The sequence below is a fragment of the Streptomyces sp. NPDC048420 genome, from assembly GCF_040651535.1.
In the GTDB taxonomy this organism is placed as follows: domain Bacteria; phylum Actinomycetota; class Actinomycetes; order Streptomycetales; family Streptomycetaceae; genus Streptomyces.
On sequence record NZ_JBEZKG010000005.1, the window covers coordinates 51,742 to 67,169 of the forward strand.

General features: G+C 70.2%; 13 protein-coding genes. 9 read left to right on the plus strand and 4 right to left on the minus strand.

From position 1 onward, the window contains the following. Positions 1–347 precede the first annotated feature (347 nt). Positions 348–563 (plus strand): I78 family peptidase inhibitor, encoded by a 216-nt coding sequence (locus tag AB0D34_RS09910; protein ID WP_362659202.1) that lies wholly within the window; start codon positions 348–350, stop codon positions 561–563. A 117-nt stretch (positions 564–680) separates the two neighbouring features. Here AB0D34_RS09910 and AB0D34_RS09915 read toward each other — a convergent pair whose 3' ends face one another. Both AB0D34_RS09915 and AB0D34_RS09920 read right to left on the minus strand, forming a co-directional pair. Beyond that, complete coding sequence (locus tag AB0D34_RS09915; RefSeq protein WP_362659205.1) at positions 681–1,712, minus strand: phosphatase PAP2 family protein; 1,032 nt, start codon at positions 1,710–1,712, stop codon at positions 681–683. Positions 1,713–1,950: 238 nt separating this feature from the next. Beyond that, a complete protein-coding gene (locus AB0D34_RS09920) occupies positions 1,951–3,291 on the minus strand; it encodes a hypothetical protein (protein WP_362659207.1) in 1,341 nt (446 codons plus the stop codon). A 261-nt stretch (positions 3,292–3,552) separates the two neighbouring features. On the opposite strand from AB0D34_RS09920, the gene AB0D34_RS09925 reads away from it, so the two are divergent. Further along, the gene (locus AB0D34_RS09925; RefSeq protein ID WP_362659210.1) at positions 3,553–5,154 is read left to right on the plus strand and encodes an MFS transporter; all 1,602 of its coding nucleotides are present in this window, start codon (positions 3,553–3,555) and stop codon (positions 5,152–5,154) included. Positions 5,155–5,255: 101 nt separating this feature from the next. After that, the gene (locus AB0D34_RS09930) at positions 5,256–6,428 is read left to right on the plus strand and encodes an acyl-CoA dehydrogenase family protein (protein WP_362659213.1); all 1,173 of its coding nucleotides are present in this window, start codon (positions 5,256–5,258) and stop codon (positions 6,426–6,428) included. Positions 6,429–6,465: 37 nt separating this feature from the next. On the opposite strand, the gene AB0D34_RS09935 is transcribed toward AB0D34_RS09930, so the two are convergent. Next, on the minus strand, positions 6,466–6,906 hold the full coding sequence (locus AB0D34_RS09935; RefSeq protein WP_164428030.1) for a cell division protein SepF: 441 nt from the start codon (positions 6,904–6,906) through the stop codon (positions 6,466–6,468). A gap of 288 nt (positions 6,907–7,194) precedes the next feature. On the opposite strand from AB0D34_RS09935, the gene AB0D34_RS09940 reads away from it, so the two are divergent. Further along, positions 7,195–8,274, plus strand: a complete 1,080-nt coding sequence (locus tag AB0D34_RS09940) for a DUF5685 family protein (protein WP_362659216.1) — start codon at positions 7,195–7,197, stop codon at positions 8,272–8,274. A 60-nt stretch (positions 8,275–8,334) separates the two neighbouring features. Here AB0D34_RS09940 and AB0D34_RS09945 read toward each other — a convergent pair whose 3' ends face one another. Continuing rightward, positions 8,335–9,270, minus strand: a complete 936-nt coding sequence (locus AB0D34_RS09945) for an ABC transporter substrate-binding protein (protein WP_362659218.1) — start codon at positions 9,268–9,270, stop codon at positions 8,335–8,337. A 407-nt stretch (positions 9,271–9,677) separates the two neighbouring features. On the opposite strand from AB0D34_RS09945, the gene AB0D34_RS09950 reads away from it, so the two are divergent. Genes AB0D34_RS09950 through AB0D34_RS09970 form a run of 5 tightly spaced genes read left to right on the plus strand, consistent with a single transcriptional unit; the run spans position 9,678 to position 15,426 of the window. Then, positions 9,678–10,535, plus strand: a complete 858-nt coding sequence (locus AB0D34_RS09950; protein WP_362659221.1) for an amino acid ABC transporter permease — start codon at positions 9,678–9,680, stop codon at positions 10,533–10,535. Then, positions 10,532–12,289 carry an FAD/NAD(P)-binding protein gene (locus tag AB0D34_RS09955; protein WP_362659224.1) on the plus strand — a complete coding sequence of 586 codons (1,758 nt, stop codon included), beginning with the start codon at positions 10,532–10,534 and terminating at the stop codon, positions 12,287–12,289. The genes AB0D34_RS09950 and AB0D34_RS09955 overlap by 4 nt, the downstream gene beginning before the upstream one ends. Before the next feature lie 28 nt (positions 12,290–12,317). Then, complete coding sequence (locus AB0D34_RS09960) at positions 12,318–13,079, plus strand: amino acid ABC transporter ATP-binding protein (RefSeq protein ID WP_362659227.1); 762 nt, start codon at positions 12,318–12,320, stop codon at positions 13,077–13,079. Continuing rightward, positions 13,079–14,134 carry an LLM class flavin-dependent oxidoreductase gene (locus tag AB0D34_RS09965; protein ID WP_362659230.1) on the plus strand — a complete coding sequence of 352 codons (1,056 nt, stop codon included), beginning with the start codon at positions 13,079–13,081 and terminating at the stop codon, positions 14,132–14,134. Before AB0D34_RS09960 ends, AB0D34_RS09965 begins: the two co-directional genes overlap by 1 nt. Beyond that, entirely contained in the window at positions 14,131–15,426 is a 1,296-nt protein-coding gene (locus tag AB0D34_RS09970; RefSeq protein ID WP_362659233.1) for an NtaA/DmoA family FMN-dependent monooxygenase, read from the plus strand. The genes AB0D34_RS09965 and AB0D34_RS09970 overlap by 4 nt, the downstream gene beginning before the upstream one ends. Positions 15,427–15,428: the final 2 nt, after the last annotated feature.

Sequence of the window (15,428 nt, forward strand, 5' to 3'; positions counted from 1 at the left end):
TCACGCCATGATGCTCGCGCCGTCGTGCGCGGCGACAGGGGGCGTAAGGGGGTTCTGTGCCCGAACCGTGTATTTCTTATGCGGTGTCAGCTGCCGCTGCCCTGTCCGGAAACGGGTGGGCAAAGGGGCCCGCGACGGTTCTCGGACAAGCCTTCTCGCGGGCCATTCGGAGAAGCGGTGCGACACGCGGGAATTGCGTTCGAATACCCGCGGAAGGACTAGGGAAACGCTCGTCCGTGTGACGGAGCGCGAGGGAAACGGGTGTCGTGATCCTGTGACAGAAGCGTGACAGGAGGGGTGCGGGGCCCGGACTTCCGTGGCCGCCGGGCAGGGCCTAGCGTGGCGGTATGGCACCCATTCCGACACCGTCCGCCGAACCCCAGGACAGCCCCGACGCCTACGTCGGCCTCGACTCCGCCGCCGCCGAGCGGACCGCGCGTGAGCGGGGCTGGTCGACGGTCCGTTCGCTGCCGCCGGGGGCGATCATCACGATGGAGTACCGCGCGGGCCGGCTGAACTTCGAGGTGAAGGACGGCCGCGTGGCGCGGGCCTGGAAGGGCTGAGTCCCGCCGCTGAGTCGCGCCGTACGAGGACGAAGGCCCCGGTTCCGTTCGTGGAACCGGGGCCTTCGTGCGGGGTGGTGGTGCGTACCGGCCCCTGACTCTCGCTGTTCGGCCTGGTCAGCCGCCTGTCAACGGCCGGGTGGTCGGCGAGGCGGCGCCCCGCACGATGCGGTCCGACTGCGGTGGGCGGCGACTGCCGACCGGGGTGACCGGGGTGCGCTCCGAGCGGGCGGTGTGCGGGCCCGGGGCCAGGTAGACGGGCGACCTGGGGGTACGGGCCGGAGTGGTGGCCTCGCGGGCCGCCCTCTCGTTCTGCGGTGCGGTGAGGGGCTTGAGCCGGGCGGGCGCAGGTGCCGTGACGGGGGTGACCGGGGCCGGGGCCCTCATGCCGCCACGGGCCCGCCAGCGGTCGCGCAGATCGAAGGCGTAGACCTCGGTGCGGGCGATCCACGGCTCGAACCAGGGGAGCGCGAGCAGGATCAGCAGACCCGCGACCCAGCCCAGCAGGACGTCGCTCAGCCAGTGCGTACCGAGGTAGACGGTGGCCATGCCGACACCGAGGGAGGTCACCGCGGAGACTGCGGACAGCCAGCGGCGGGCTCTCGGGGTGGAGGCCAGATACGCCAGGATTCCCCAGGTCACCACGGCGTTGGCGGTGTGGCCGCTGGGAAATATATCGCCGCCCAGACCCATCTCGTTGGAGCCGATGACGGTCGCGTAGTGGGGTCCGAGCCGTCCCATGCCGTACTTGGCGGCGCCGACCGTGATGTTGAGCAGCAGCAGCGAGGTGGCCAGGGTCAGCAGCGGGCGCAGGGTGTGCTGCCGCCAGGAACGCCAGCCCAGCCAGGCCGCGACCATCACCGCGGTGGGGCCGCGCTGGCCCAGCACCACGTAGTAGTCGACGAACCAGTGGATCGAGGCCCACTGCTGGTACGGGCGGAAGAACATGACCTGCCAGTCGAGGCGGACCAGCCACGACGTGGTCACCACCAGCCAGACGATCGCCAGGTAGAAGGCGAGGGCGGCGACCACCAGAGCGGTCCGGTGCCGGCTCGCTCTCGGCACGCTGAGGTGCGCCGGCCGTTCCGACTCACGGTCCAGCCTGGCGAACACCCGGTCCAGACGGGTGGGGTTTCGTTCGGTACGCACTCAATCGACGTTACAGCGAGTGAGCTCAGTTCCCTGTCGAATCAGCGGCTTTGTGATGACGATGTGATGTGGGATTCCTCTCAGGAGGGGGTTTATTTCCAAGGATTCCGCAAAGGCGGCCGGCTGCGTCCTTCAATTCCTTTGATCATTCCGGGTACCGGTTTTATGGCCCTTATGAATTCGTTCACCGAATCATGGGGCGGAATTCTCCGCCCGCTCATCGACGGTCCGGGGGCGATCACGGCGGGCCCGAGCCGTTCAGCCAGAAGGCGCCGTACAGGGCGGAAGCGGTCGCGATCGAGGCCACGATCACGGCTGACCTGCGGGTTCTTGCACGCGCGAGGGTCAGGGCGAGGGGGAGGAACAGGGGGAAGGCGGGCATCAGCAGGCGCGGCTTCGAGCCGAAGTAGCTCGATGCGCACAGGGCGAGTGCCGTGACGACCCCCGAGTACACCAGGAGGGGCAGCGGCTGGCCCTGCCGCACGCAGGTGACGTACAGCCACAGGACCAGCCCGACGCCGACGATCAGCCCTACTCCGGCGAGGGCCGACGGGAACGACGTGAACTTGTCGGCGACGAAGCGCGCGAAGGCGTACCCGCCGTCGAACCCGTTCCGCCAGCCCGCCTGGACGTCGAGATAGCCGAGCGGCCCTTTGCCGGTGCGGTACCCGACCCACAGGACGTAGGCGGCGGCGCCGAGGGGGGCGAGGGCCATGCCGAGCGCGCGGCGGAGGCGGGGGGCTGGAACGCCGGGGGCGTGTGCGGGTGCGCGGGCGCCGTGCGGCCGGGGTGTGCTTCGGTCCGACCCGAAAGGGGTGGAACCAAGGGTGAGCGGGTCCTGCGGGTCGCTGCGTGTGCTTGATCGTGTGACCGTCGGTTCCTCGGGCGAGGTGCCCGGGGTGCGGTCGGTCGACGTGGCCGGTCCCTGTAAGGGCTCGTTGCCGTGCCGTCGGTCCCGTACGAACGCGGCCGTCCCCGCCACCCACACCGCCGCCACCACCGCCAGGCCCACCGGACGCGTCAGGCCCGCCAGGGATGCCAGGACGCCCGCCGTCACCCAGCGGTCGGTCAGCACCGCGTACAGGGACCAGGCCGCCAGCGCCGTGAACAGCGACTCGCTGTACGCCATCGACTGGACGATTCCGACGGGCAGGACGGCCCACACGAGGACCGCGCAGAGCCCCACCCGGCCGCCGTACACGTGGTCCGTCACCGCGAAAATGCCCCAGGCCGCGGCGAGCGAGGCGAGCGAGGAGATCACGAAGCCCGCGTCGGCGTACGACAGCGGGGTCACCGCGGCCGGCAGCCGCTCCAGCCAGGGCAGGAGCGGGAAGAAGGCGAGGTTCGAGTGCACGTCGCCGTTGGGGAGCCGCACCTCGTAGCCGTAACCGAGTTCGGCGACCCGCGTGTACCAGAGCGCGTCCCAGCGTGCCGTCAGCAGGGTGTACGCGCTCTTGTCGCGCGCCGCGCTCCACAGGGCCAGGGTGATCAGGCCCAGGGCGCGTACGGCCGCGTAGCCGAGCAGCGCCGGGGCGGCTCGGCGCAGGGCCGGTTCGGTGCGCGTTCCAAGATCGGTCACGGGTCCGATTATCGACCGGGCGCCGAACCGGCAGGGCCGCCGATACGTGGAAGGAGGTGAGCAGAGTGGTGTACGCCACACGAGTTCTGTCCGAAGTCTGAGAGGTCCGCCACTGGGCGTACGCGCGAACTCGCGTACGCTGACGTGTCACCCGCCGTTCGCTGCGCGGGCCGGAGACTCCGCTCCTCTCCGGCCGAGATCATGGGGAGCCCCCACCCCGTGTGCCCGCCGAACGCGAGGGAACATCTGGGAGGTACGTACATGTCCGGGACGACCACGGCCGCTGCGATGCTGCGCCGTCGGGCGGCCGGGGCCGGTGCAAACCGCTGGGTCGTCCTCGTCGTCCTCTGCGTCAGCCTGCTCCTGGTCGCCCTCGACGCGACCGTGCTGCACGTCGCGGTGCCGGCCGTCACCGAGGACCTCAAGCCCGGCGCGATAGAACTGCTCTGGATCGTCGACGTCTATCCGCTCGTCTGCGCCTCGCTGCTGATCCTCTTCGGCACACTCGGCGACCGCGTGGGCCGCAGAAGGGTCCTCCTTCTCGGCTACGCCCTCTTCGGCGTCGCCTCCGGTCTCGCCGCCCTCGCGGACACCGCCCAGGTGCTGATCCTGGCGCGGGCGCTGCTCGGCGTCGGCGGCGCGATGATCATGCCTGCGACGCTGTCGATCCTCCGTCAGGTCTTCCCCGACCGGCGGGAGCGGGCGCTCGCGATCGGTATCTGGAGCGCGGTCGCCGCGGTCGGCGCGGCGGTCGGACCGCTGCTCGGCGGCTTCCTGCTCGAACACTTCTGGTGGGGGTCGGTCTTCCTCGTCAACATCCCGTTGATGCTGGTCAGCCTGCCGATCGGGCGACTGCTGCTGCCCGAGTCGAAGGGCAACGGGAAGGGCCCCTGGGACGTCGTCGGCGCGCTGATGGCGGCCGCCGGACTGTTCGCTCTCGTGCTGGGCGTGAAGCGGCTCGGCGGCGGCGATTTCGACGCGTTCACCGCGGTGCCGCTGGTCGTGGGCGGGGTACTGCTGGTCCTCTTCGTGCGAAGGCAGCGGCGGCTCACGCATCCCCTGGTCGACCTGCGGATGTTCGCGCGCCCCGCGTTCAGCACCTCGATCGGCTGCATCGTGCTGGCGATGCTCGCCCTGGTGGGCCTCGAACTGATCGCGGCGCAGTATCTCCAGCTGGTCCTCGACCTGTCCCCGCTGGAGACCGGTCTACGGCTGCTGCCGCTGACGATCGCCGCGATGGGGGCGGGTCTCGCCGGGGCGCGGCTGTTGCGGCGGTTCGGGCCGCGCCGGATGGTGAGTGCCGGGTTCTGTCTCACCGCCGTGGCCGTGCTGCTGCTGACCGCGATGGGCGATGCCGACAACACCGGGCTGCTGCTGTCCGGGTTCATCCTGCTCGGGTTCGGTCTGGAGACGACGCTCTTCGGGGCGTACGAGTCGATGCTCAGCGAGGCGCCGCCGGAGCAGGCGGGCGGGGCCGCGGCCATCGGCGAGACCTCGTACCAGCTCGGGGCGGGCATCGGGATCGCGCTGCTCGGCAGTGTGATGAACGCGGCCTACGCGCCCGGGCTCTCGGGTGTGCCGGGTGTCCCGGGGCCGGCGTCGAAGGCGGCGGGCCACTCCCTGGGCGAGGCCTACGAGGTCGCCGGACGCCTCGGCGGGCCCGCGGGCGTGGCCCTGCGCAGGGCCGCCCGGGACTCCTTCGTGCACGGGCTGCATGTGACCTTGCTGGTGAGCGCGGGGTTGTTGGTCCTGGGCGCGGTGATGGCACTGCGGCTGCCGCGCACGATGCAGTGCGGTGAGGCCCCGGCGGCGGTGGAGCTTCCGGCGCCGAGGGAAGTGGCGGAGTCGCGGGTCTCGGCCTGAGCGGCAGTCTGGATGTGCGGGACACCGCGCTGTACCGTCGGCCACGGAAGCTTTAATTAGCGCTGCTAGTTTCGAGCCGCTCGTCTGTCGGAGGATGTGCCATGCCCCCGTTCGACCCCGCCGACCCCCTCGGTGTCGACGACCTGCTGGAGCCCGAGGACCTGGCGATCCGCGAGACCGTGCGGAGCTGGGCCGCCGACCGTGTGCTGCCGTATGTCGCCGACTGGTACGAGAAGGGCGAGCTGCCCGGCATTCGTGAACTCGCCCGTGAGCTCGGGGAGATCGGCGCCCTCGGGATGTCGCTCAGCGGGTACGGGTGTGCCGGTGCCTCCGCCGTGCAGTACGGGCTCGCCTGTCTGGAGCTGGAGGCCGCCGACTCCGGGATCCGGTCCCTCGTCTCCGTGCAGGGCTCCCTCGCGATGTACGCCATCCACCGGTTCGGCAGCGAGGAGCAGAAGCAGACCTGGCTGCCGCGCATGGCCGCCGGTGAGGTGATCGGCTGCTTCGGGCTCACCGAACCCGACCACGGCTCCGACCCCGCAGGCATGCGGACGTACGCCAAGAGGGACGGCACGGACTGGGTCCTGAACGGGCGCAAGATGTGGATCACCAACGGGTCGGTCGCCGGGGTGGCCGTGGTGTGGGCGCAGACCGACGACGGGATCCGTGGGTTCGTGGTACCGACCGACACGCCGGGTTTCTCGGCTCCGGAGATCAAGCACAAGTGGTCGCTGCGGGCCAGCGTCACCAGTGAGCTCGTCCTCGACGACGTACGACTGCCCGCCGACGCCGTACTGCCGGAGGTCAGGGGGCTCAAGGGGCCGCTCAGCTGTCTGACGCACGCCCGGTACGGGATCGTGTGGGGGGCGATGGGGGCGGCGCGGTCCTGTTTCGAGACCGCCGTCGACTACGCGAAGACGCGCGAGCAGTTCGGGCGGCCGATCGGGGCCTTCCAGCTCACCCAGGCCAAACTCGCCGACATGGCGGTCGAACTGCACAAGGGGATTCTGCTCGCCCACCATCTGGGGCGGCGCATGGACGCCGGCCGCCTGCGTCCCGAGCAGGTCAGCTTCGGCAAGCTCAACAACGTCCGCGAGGCGATCGAGATCTGCCGTACGGCGCGGACGATCCTCGGGGCCAACGGGATCTCCCTCGAATACCCCGTCATGCGGCACGCGACGAACCTCGAGTCTGTGCTGACGTACGAGGGCACCGTCGAGATGCACCAGCTGGTGCTGGGCAAGGCGCTCACCGGACTGGATGCCTTCCGTTAGACCCTGCTGGCGGGCAGGGCCGGCGAGCGGCCCTGCCTCAGCTCTGGTTGAAGAAGCCGTCCGTGCGGTGCTGCGCCGGATCGCCGTTCACGATCTCGGTGTTGGCGGGGGTCAGCAGGAACACCCGGGTGGAGACCCGCTCGATGGAACCGCGCAGCCCGAAGATCAGCCCGGCCGCGAAGTCGACGACACGCTTGGCGTCACCGGCCTCCATCGCGGTGAGGTTCATGATGACGGGGACGCCGTCACGGAACAGTTCGCCGATGGCGCGGGCGTCCCGGAAGCTGTCCGGGGTGACCGTGCCGATCCGCCGGCCCTTCTCCTCGGCGACATCCGAGGCCACCTTGACCCGCGGGTCGGTGACCCAGGCATCCCCGGGCTCGGTCCCTTCGGAGTATCCGTCGTCGTCGTAGTAACGCTCGTCATCGTTGTCGTCAACGAGGCCCAGCCAGGCACTCGCTTTGCGCACCGATCCCATGGACGCCTCCTCTCACAGCGGTCTCTCTTGCTTCTGTATCCCTATGGTCATCCATGATGCGGATCGCGCGCCAAGGGGATAGCCGCCGCGCGGGGGGTTTGTGACGGTACTGGTGCACAGCGAATACGTCGAGAGGCCAGGTACCCCAAGGGTCGTGTCCCATACGGCTGCTGACTGTGAGTGAAATATGATTCTTCACGGCGTACGGGTGATGGGCGGAGCGTACGGGTGAACGCCCGACCGGTACGATGCCGCCGCCCAACACCGCACTGACCACGGGGGATCGTCATGTTCGGAATCGTCAGGCCCTGCCGCCACCGGCTCGGAGAAAGCCTCAAGAACCAGTGGATGGCCCATTTGTGCGGGCTGTGTCTCGCTCTCCGTAAGGACCACGGTCAGTTCGCCCGGGTCGTGACGAACTACGACGGTTTGCTGATATCCGTCCTGACGGCGGCTCAGTCCGGAGAGGAATCCGGCGGAAGGCGTAGGGCGGGGCCGTGTCCGCTGCGGGGAATGCGGACCGCGTCCGTCGCCCAGGGAGAGGGCGCGCGGCTCGCGGCGGCCGTATCGCTGGTGCTGGCCTCGGCCAAGGTGCGCGACCATGTCGCCGACGGGGACGGGATGCTGGCGCGCCGGCCGGTGGCGGTCGCGGCGCGCCGGGTCGCCGACGGGTGGGGGCGGGCCGGGGAACGGACCGGGCTGGATGTCGGATTCGACACCGGAGTGCTGGTCGACGCCGTGGAGCGGCAGTTCGGTGTCGAGGCGCTGGCCGGACCCGGGACGCCGATCCTGACGGTCACCGAACCGACCGAGACCGCTACGGCGGCGGCTTTCGCGCATACGGCCGTGCTGGCCGGGCGGCCCGGGAACGCGGGCCCGCTTGCCGAGGCCGGGGGGTTGTTCGGGCGGCTCGCGCATCTCCTGGACGCCGTCGAGGACAGGGAGGCCGACGCGGCGGCGGGGGCGTGGAATCCGCTCACCGCGACGGGGACGTCCCTGGAGGAGGCGCGTCGACTCGCCGACGACGCGGTGCACGGGGTGCGGCTCGCCTTGCGGGAGGTCGAGTTCACCGACTCCGAGTTGGTGCATGTGTTGCTGGTGCATGAGCTTCGGAACTCCGTGACGCGGGCGTTCAGTGCACCGCCGGAGCCGCCGCGGCGAGCTGAGCGGCGGGGGTTGGTGGCGGGGTGTGCGGTCTGGGTCGGGCTGGCCTGTACGTGTCAGATGTGCTGCGGGACGTTCGAGGATCCCTGGAGTCGGCAGCGGCGGGAGGGGGCGTGCAACGGGGCGGACTGCGGGGACTGCTGTGATTGCTGCAGCTGTTGTGGGGACGGGTGTGATTGCTGCGATTGCGGGTGCGACTGCTGAATCGTCGCCGTGCGCGGGTGCGTGGGGGCTGGTCGCGCAGTTCTCCGCGCCCCTGGTTGGCTACAGCTCTGGTGGTGAGATCTCTGACTTCGTTATCGCTGACCCTGTCGTGCCCCATTTTTTGAGGATCTCGGCGTAGGTGCCGTCCTCGATCAGGGTGTTGACCGCTGCCTGGAACGCCGGGGTCAGCTTGGTGCCCTTCTTGAAGGCGAAGCCCACGTCCAGGCGGTGGTACTCGTTGAGGAACTTCACGCCCTGCTGGTGGGCCACCGCGTAGCGCAGCCCGTTGATCGTGGACATCACGACGTCGCTGCGGCCCTGCTGGAGCGAGGACCAGATGGCGCCCTGTTCGTTGTAGGTCTGGACGTCGTACGGCTTCTTGCCGGCCTTGGTGCAGAGGGACTTGCTGTCCTCCAGCGTCGCCTCGAACGTCGTGCCCGCGCCGGTCGCCACGTTCAGACCGCACAGCTGGGTCAGATCGGTGACCTTGGTGAGCTTGCTGTCGTCCCGGGTGGCGAAGCCCTGGCCGTCGTTGATGTAGGTGACGAAGTCGATCGTCCTGCGGCGCTCGTCGGTCACGCCGAAGTTGCCGACGCCGAGGTCGTACTTGCCGCTGTCGAGGGCGGGCAGGATCGCCTCGAAGCTCGCCTGCTCGGTCTTCAGCCGGATGCCGAGCACCTTGGCGACCGCGTTGGCGAAGTCCACGTCCTGCCCTGCCAGAGTCTTGCCGTCGTCCAGGATCGAGGTGCCCGGCGGCTGGCCGGAGACGCTGACGGCGAGGGTCAGGCTGGTGGTGCCGGAGGGCAGGAGCTTCGCTGCGGCCTGGTTCTTCGCGATCGCGGAGACGACATCCGCGGTGGGGATCGCGTCGGACTCGGCGGAGGCAGTCACGGCGTCGTCGGTGCCGGAGCCGCAGGCGGTCAGCAGGAGCGTTCCCGCGGTGATGGCGGCAAAGGGGAGGAAGAGTCCTTTTCGGGCATGCGTGAGTGTGCGCATGGTGCGGTGGTCTCCTGTGAGCAGGCAGCGCTGGGTGAGGGGAGGCGCGTGTGAAGGCGGGGAAAGCAGAAAAACCAGAAAGCCAGAAAGGGGGAGAACACGAAAAGGCGCCCTACGGGATCAGGGCGCGCAGTGGGTCAGCTCAACAGGAAGAGGACCACACGCGACCGAAGTCGATGTGGGAGCGCTTGACCAGCCACTGCTGTGGATGCATGGGGTAAGTGGAACAGGCATCCGGTGGGGCGTCAACTGACTTGAGACGTACGGCTCACAGTATGGACAGCATTGACAGGGCGGGGAAACGCACCCGTAGTCTCAAGGGGCGGCCCTGCTGAGGGGCTCGGCCGCACATGTGTGAAGGCACCCGTCCGAGTTCGAAGAACGACTCGATGCCACGGAGCCCTCGCATGTCCTCCGAGACCCTCGCCAAAGCCCCCGCCGCCCCGGACGTACCGGAGCCCGCGGATTCCCTTCGCATCGTCCCGCAGCGCCGTCTCGGCCAGTGGACGGCCGCTGTCGCGGTCCTGGCGCTGCTCGGCCTCGCCGTCAACTCCGTACTGCGCAACCGGGCGTTCCAGTGGAACGTCGTCGCGGACTACTTCACCTCGGCCGCAGTGCTGCGCGGACTGTGGCTCACGCTCTGGCTGACCGCGGTGGTGATGACGCTCGGCTTCGTGCTCGGCGCGCTGCTCGCCGCGGCCCGGCTGTCGTCCAACCCCGTTCTCAGAAGCGTCAGTTGGGGCTATGTCTGGCTGTTCCGGTCGATCCCGATCCTGGTGCAGCTGCTGCTCTGGTTCAACATCGGGGCGCTGTACCCGCAGATCCTCGGGGTCAGGACGGTCGACCTGCTCGGCCCGGTCACCGTCGCGATCATCGGCCTGACCCTGCACGAGGCCGCCTACGCCGCCGAGGTCGTGCGGGGCGGCATCCTGTCCGTCGACCACGGGCAGATCGAGGCCGCGCAGGCACTCGGGCTGAGCCGGTGGCGGCGCTGGTGGCGGATCGTGCTGCCGCAGGCGATGCGCTCCATCGTGCCCCCGGCCGGGAACATGCTGATCGGCACCCTCAAGGGCACCTCCATCGTCAGCGTGATCGCCGTGCAGGACCTGCTCTACTCCGTGCAGCTCGTCTACCACCGCACCTACCAGGTCATCCCGCTGCTGATGGTCGCCACCGTCTGGTACACCGTCGTCACCTCGGTGCTCGGCGTCGGCCAGCACTACGTGGAGAAGCACTACGCCCGCGGTTCGGAGCACACCCGATGAGGCGCTCGCTGGTCATCGTCGGGGCCGGGCCGCGGGGGACCGGTCTGATCGAGCGGATCGCCGCCAACGCACCCGAGCTGTACGACGGTCAGGGCCTGGACGTCCACCTGGTGGACCCGCATCCGCCGGGCGCCGGACGCATCTGGCGGGCCGCGCAGTCACCGCTGCTGTGGATGAACTCGCACGCCGAGGACGTCACCATGTTCACCGACGAGACGGTGGACATGGCCGGACCGGTGCGCCCCGGCCCCACGCTGCACGAGTGGGCCGGCATCGACGGCCGCACCTTCGCCGACCGGCAGCTCCAGGGCGCATATCTGCGCTGGGTGCACGAGCAGGCGGTGGCGGCCCTGCCTGACAGCGTCACCGTCCACCACCATCCGCACCGCGCCCTGCGCGTCAGCGGGCCGCGCGAGGGGCGCCAGCAGATCTGGCTGGAGGGCCGTCCGCGCCCGCTCCTCGCCGACCTGGTCGTCCTCGCCCTCGGCCACCTCGACGCCGAACTCGACGACGAGCAGCGGGACTTCGCGGCCTACGCCCGCACCCACGACCTCGTCCACCTGCCGCCCGACTTCACCGCCGACAGTGATCTCACCGCCCTCGCGCCCGGCGAACCCGTCCTGGTCCGCGGCTTCGGCCTCGCCTTCGTCGACCTGATGGTGCTGCTGACCGAGGGCCGGGGCGGGCGCTACGACGGCGACACCTACCTCCCCTCGGGGCAGGAGCCGGTGCTGTACGTCGGATCGCGGCGCGGAGTGCCGTACCACTCGAAGATCGGCTACGACTGGACCGGCGAGCGGCCACCGCTGCCCCGCTTCCTGGGGCCGGCCCAGATCGACGGGCTGCTCGCCAGGCCGGAGGGATTCGACTTCCGGCGGGATGTGTGGCCCCTGGTGGAGAAGGAGCTCGGATTCGCCCACTACCACCGGCTGTTCACCGTGCATCCGGAGCGGACCGCGATGTCCTGGACCGACTTCGAGGAGAAGTACGCGGCCATCGACGACCTCGGCGAACGGGAGGCCCTCGTGGCCTCCGCCGTGCCCGACCCCCGTGACCGGCTCGACCTCGCCGTGCTCGACCGGCCGTTGGAGGGGATGCGGTACGCGACGCACGAGGACCTCCAGGAGGGGCTGCGGGCGTATGTCGAGGGCGACCTGAGCCGTCGTCATGATCCGGCGTACAGCCCGGACTTGTCGGTCTTCCTGGGGCTGCTCTCCGTCTACGGGCAGCTGGTCCGGCTCGGGGGCATCGGCGGGTGGTGGCACGGGTTCTTCAGCTATCTGGCCTCCGGGCCGCCCGGCCCCCGGCTGCGGCAGCTGCTCGCGCTGTCCCGGGCCGGGGTGGTCAGGTTCGTCGGGGCGGACATGGAAGTCCGCGCCGAGGACGGGGTGTTCCGGGCGTCGAGTCCCACCGTGCCGGGCCACTCGGTCGAGGCGCGGGCGCTGGTCGAGGCCCGGCTGCCGGAGCCGACGGTCCGGCGGGCCCTCGATCCGCTGCTGCGTGAGCTGCACGCCGAGGGGGTCACCGAGAGCCCGGACGGGCTGCTGCGCGTGGACCGTGCCGACGGGCGGGTCCTGGACCGGTCGGGCCGGCCGCACCCACGGCGCTTCGCGCTCGGGCCGCACACCGACGGCCGTACGCCCGGCGCCTTCACCCGGCCGCGCACCGGCGGACCCGCGTTCCGGCAGAACGACGCGACCGCGCGGGCCGCGCTGCTGTTCCTCGCCGAGCTCGCAGGCCGCGCGGCCGCCTAATCCACGTGTGAATCAGGGGAGTTCAACCATGACCGTCATGGTCGACATCAGGTCCGTCCACAAGAGCTTCGGCTCGCTGGAGGTGCTCAAGGGCATCGATCTCGCGGTGCGCACCGGCGAGGTCACCGTGGTCCTCGGTCCTTCCGGGTCCGGCAAGTCGACGCTGCTGCGCACCATCAACCATCTGGAGAAGGTGGACAGGGGCGCGATCAGCGTCGACGGGGAGCTGGTCGGATACCGGCGCTCCGGCGACAAACTGCATGAACTGCCCGAGCGTGAGGTGCTGAGACAGCGCACGCGGATCGGCTTCGTCTTCCAGAACTTCAATCTGTTCCCGCATCTGACCGTCCTTGACAACGTCGTCGAGGCCCCGGTGTCCGCGCTGAAGCGGCCCCGCAAGGAGGCCGTCGAGGCGGCGCGGCGGCTCCTTGAGCGGGTGGGTCTCGCCGACAAGGCCGACGCCTATCCGCGGCAGCTCTCCGGCGGACAGCAGCAACGGGTGGCCATCGCGCGGGCGTTGGCGCTGGAGCCGCGGCTGCTGCTGTTCGACGAACCGACCTCCGCACTCGACCCCGAGCTGGTGGGTGAAGTGCTGGACGTCATCAAGGACCTGGCCGAGCAGGGCGCCACGATGATCGTCGTCACCCATGAGATCGGCTTCGCCCGCGAGGTCGCCGACGTCGTCGTGTTCATGGACGACGGCCGGATCGTCGAACAGGGGCCGCCCGCCGAGGTACTGGACAACCCACGGCACGCGCGCACGCGGTCGTTTCTCTCGAAGGTGCTGTGATGCTGCATCTCTCCGCCGCCGTCGACCAGCCGTCCGCCTATGACGCCGCCTCCTATGTCGACCTCGCACGGCTCGCCGAGGGCGGCGGGCTCGACTTCGTGACGCTGCACGACAGCTTCGCCCGGTCCGGGCCCGACGCGCTCGCCGTGCTGTCCCGGGTCGCGCCCGCCACCAGCCGGATCGGCCTGGTGCCCACCGTGACGACCACGCACACCGAGCCCTTCCACGTCCAGGCCGCCGTCGCCACCCTCGACTGGGTCAGCCGGGGCCGGGCCGGCTGGTGGATCGACGTGTCGACCACCGAGGGCGAGGCCCGCCTCTTCGGCCGCCGGCATGCGGCATCGGCCGACACCCTGTGGCAGGAAGCCGGTGAAGTGGCCGACGTGGCCGCGAAGTTGTGGGACAGCTGGGAGGACGACGCCGAGATACGGGACGTGCCGACCGGCCGCTTCATCGACCGGGACAAACTCCACCACGTCGACTTCCGGGGCACCGACTTCTCCGTCAAGGGCCCCTCGATCGTGCCCCGCCCGCCACAGGGCCACCCGGTCCGCGTGGTCGACGCCACCGACGGGCCCGCCCGGCGGACCGCCGCCCGGTACGCCGACGTGGCCCTGGTGCACGCCGTGAGCGCCGCGCAGGCAGCCGCCGTACGACGTCAACTGAGGCGGGATGCTGCGGAGTTCGGCCGTGACCCCGACGGACTGCGGGTCCTCGCGAGCCTGCTCGTCGACCTCGGCGACGGAGAGCACGCGGCCGAGCCCGGCCACGGCGGAGGCGGACCCCGGCAGACCGTGCAGGGGCCCCTGTACCGGGGCGGCCCCGTCGACCTCGCGGAACTGATCGCCACCTGGCACGGCGAGGGCATCGTCGACGGCTTCCACCTCACGCCCGCCGAACCGCTCCGTGACCTGGAACGGCTCGTCAACGGCACGGTGGCGCTGCTCCAGCACCGCGGACTGTTCCGCACCTTCTACCCGGGCAGCACGCTCCGGGACCACCTGGGGCTCGCCAGGCCCGCCAACCAGTACGCCGTGACCGGGGGAGCTTCATGAGCCGTAAACGGATGCATCTGGCGGCCCACTTCCCGGGCGTCAACAACACGACCGTGTGGGCCGATCCGCACTCCCGGTCGCAGATCGAGTTCTCGTCCTTCGAGCATCTGGCCCGCACCGCCGAGCGCGGGCTGTTCGACTTCTTCTTCCTCGCCGAGGGACTGCGGCTGCGTGAACACAAGGGCCGTATCCACGACTTGGACGTGGTCGGCCGCCCCGAGTCGATCACCGTGCTGAGCGCCCTCGCCGGTGTCACGGAACATCTCGGGCTCGCTGCCACCGTCAACGCGACCTTCAACGAGCCCTACGAACTCGCCCGCAGGTTCGCCACCTTGGACCACCTCAGCGGGGGCCGGGCCGCCTGGAACGTGGTGACCTCCTCCGACGCCTTCACCGGGGAGAACTTCCGGCGCGGAGGCTTTCTCGACCGGTCCGACCGCTACACCCGCGCTGCCGAGTTCCTGCATACGGCACGGGAGTTGTGGGACTCGTGGACGCCGGAGGGGATCTCGCGACCGTTCGCGCACCGGGGGGAGCACTTCGACATCGCGGGCGAGTTCACCGTGCCACGCTCGCCGCAGGGGCATCCGGTCGTCATCCAGGCCGGAGACTCCGACGAGGGACGGGAGTTCGCCGCCGCCGGCGCCGACGTGATCTTCACCCGGCACAGCTCGCTGGAGGAGGGCAGGGCCTTCTACGCCGACGTGAAGCGCCGCCTCGCCAAGTACGGCCGTACGCCTGATGAGTTGAAGATCATGCCCGGGGTCGGTGCAGTCCTCGGCGACACCGCCGCCGAGGCGCAGGAGAGGGCCGCCGAGATCCGCCGGCAGCAGACCTCCCCGCAGACCGCGCTCCTCACGCTGGAGCAGATCTGGGGTGTCGACCTGTCCTCCTACGACCCGGACGGCCCGCTCCCCGACATCGATCCGGTGGCGGACCCGGCGCTCACCCAGGGGCGGACCCGGCGCGGTGACACCGTCGCGATCGCCGAGAAGTGGCGGGCGCTATCCCGGGAGAAGGGCCTGTCGATCCGGCAGACCGTGATCGAGGCGGGCGGTCGGCAGTCCTTCGTCGGCACCCCGGAAGCGGTCGCCACCGAACTGGACGAGTTCGTGCAGCGCGAGGCCGCCGACGGCTTCATCCTCGTCCCGCATCTCACCCCGGGCGGGCTCGACGAGTTCGTGGACCGGGTGGTCCCGCTGCTCCAGGAGCGCGGCGCGTTCCGCACGGAATACCGGGGCACCACCCTGCGCTCCCACCTCGGGCTCCCCGACCCGGTACGAAAGGGCTGATC

What these genes read in the sequence shown, in the direction of transcription:
- AB0D34_RS09910 (WP_362659202.1), top strand. Translation starts at nt 348, where the DNA reads ATGGCACCCATTCCGACACCGTCCGCCGAACCCCAGGACAGCCCCGAC.
- AB0D34_RS09925 (WP_362659210.1), top strand. Translation starts at nt 3,553, where the DNA reads ATGTCCGGGACGACCACGGCCGCTGCGATGCTGCGCCGTCGGGCGGCC.
- AB0D34_RS09930 (WP_362659213.1), top strand. Translation starts at nt 5,256, where the DNA reads ATGCCCCCGTTCGACCCCGCCGACCCCCTCGGTGTCGACGACCTGCTG.
- AB0D34_RS09935 (WP_164428030.1), bottom strand. Translation starts at nt 6,906, where the DNA reads ATGGGATCGGTGCGCAAAGCGAGTGCCTGGCTGGGCCTCGTTGACGAC.
- AB0D34_RS09940 (WP_362659216.1), top strand. Translation starts at nt 7,195, where the DNA reads ATGTTCGGAATCGTCAGGCCCTGCCGCCACCGGCTCGGAGAAAGCCTC.
- AB0D34_RS09945 (WP_362659218.1), bottom strand. Translation starts at nt 9,270, where the DNA reads ATGCGCACACTCACGCATGCCCGAAAAGGACTCTTCCTCCCCTTTGCC.
- AB0D34_RS09950 (WP_362659221.1), top strand. Translation starts at nt 9,678, where the DNA reads ATGTCCTCCGAGACCCTCGCCAAAGCCCCCGCCGCCCCGGACGTACCG.
- AB0D34_RS09955 (WP_362659224.1), top strand. Translation starts at nt 10,532, where the DNA reads ATGAGGCGCTCGCTGGTCATCGTCGGGGCCGGGCCGCGGGGGACCGGT.
- AB0D34_RS09960 (WP_362659227.1), top strand. Translation starts at nt 12,318, where the DNA reads ATGACCGTCATGGTCGACATCAGGTCCGTCCACAAGAGCTTCGGCTCG.
- AB0D34_RS09965 (WP_362659230.1), top strand. Translation starts at nt 13,079, where the DNA reads ATGCTGCATCTCTCCGCCGCCGTCGACCAGCCGTCCGCCTATGACGCC.
- AB0D34_RS09970 (WP_362659233.1), top strand. Translation starts at nt 14,131, where the DNA reads ATGAGCCGTAAACGGATGCATCTGGCGGCCCACTTCCCGGGCGTCAAC.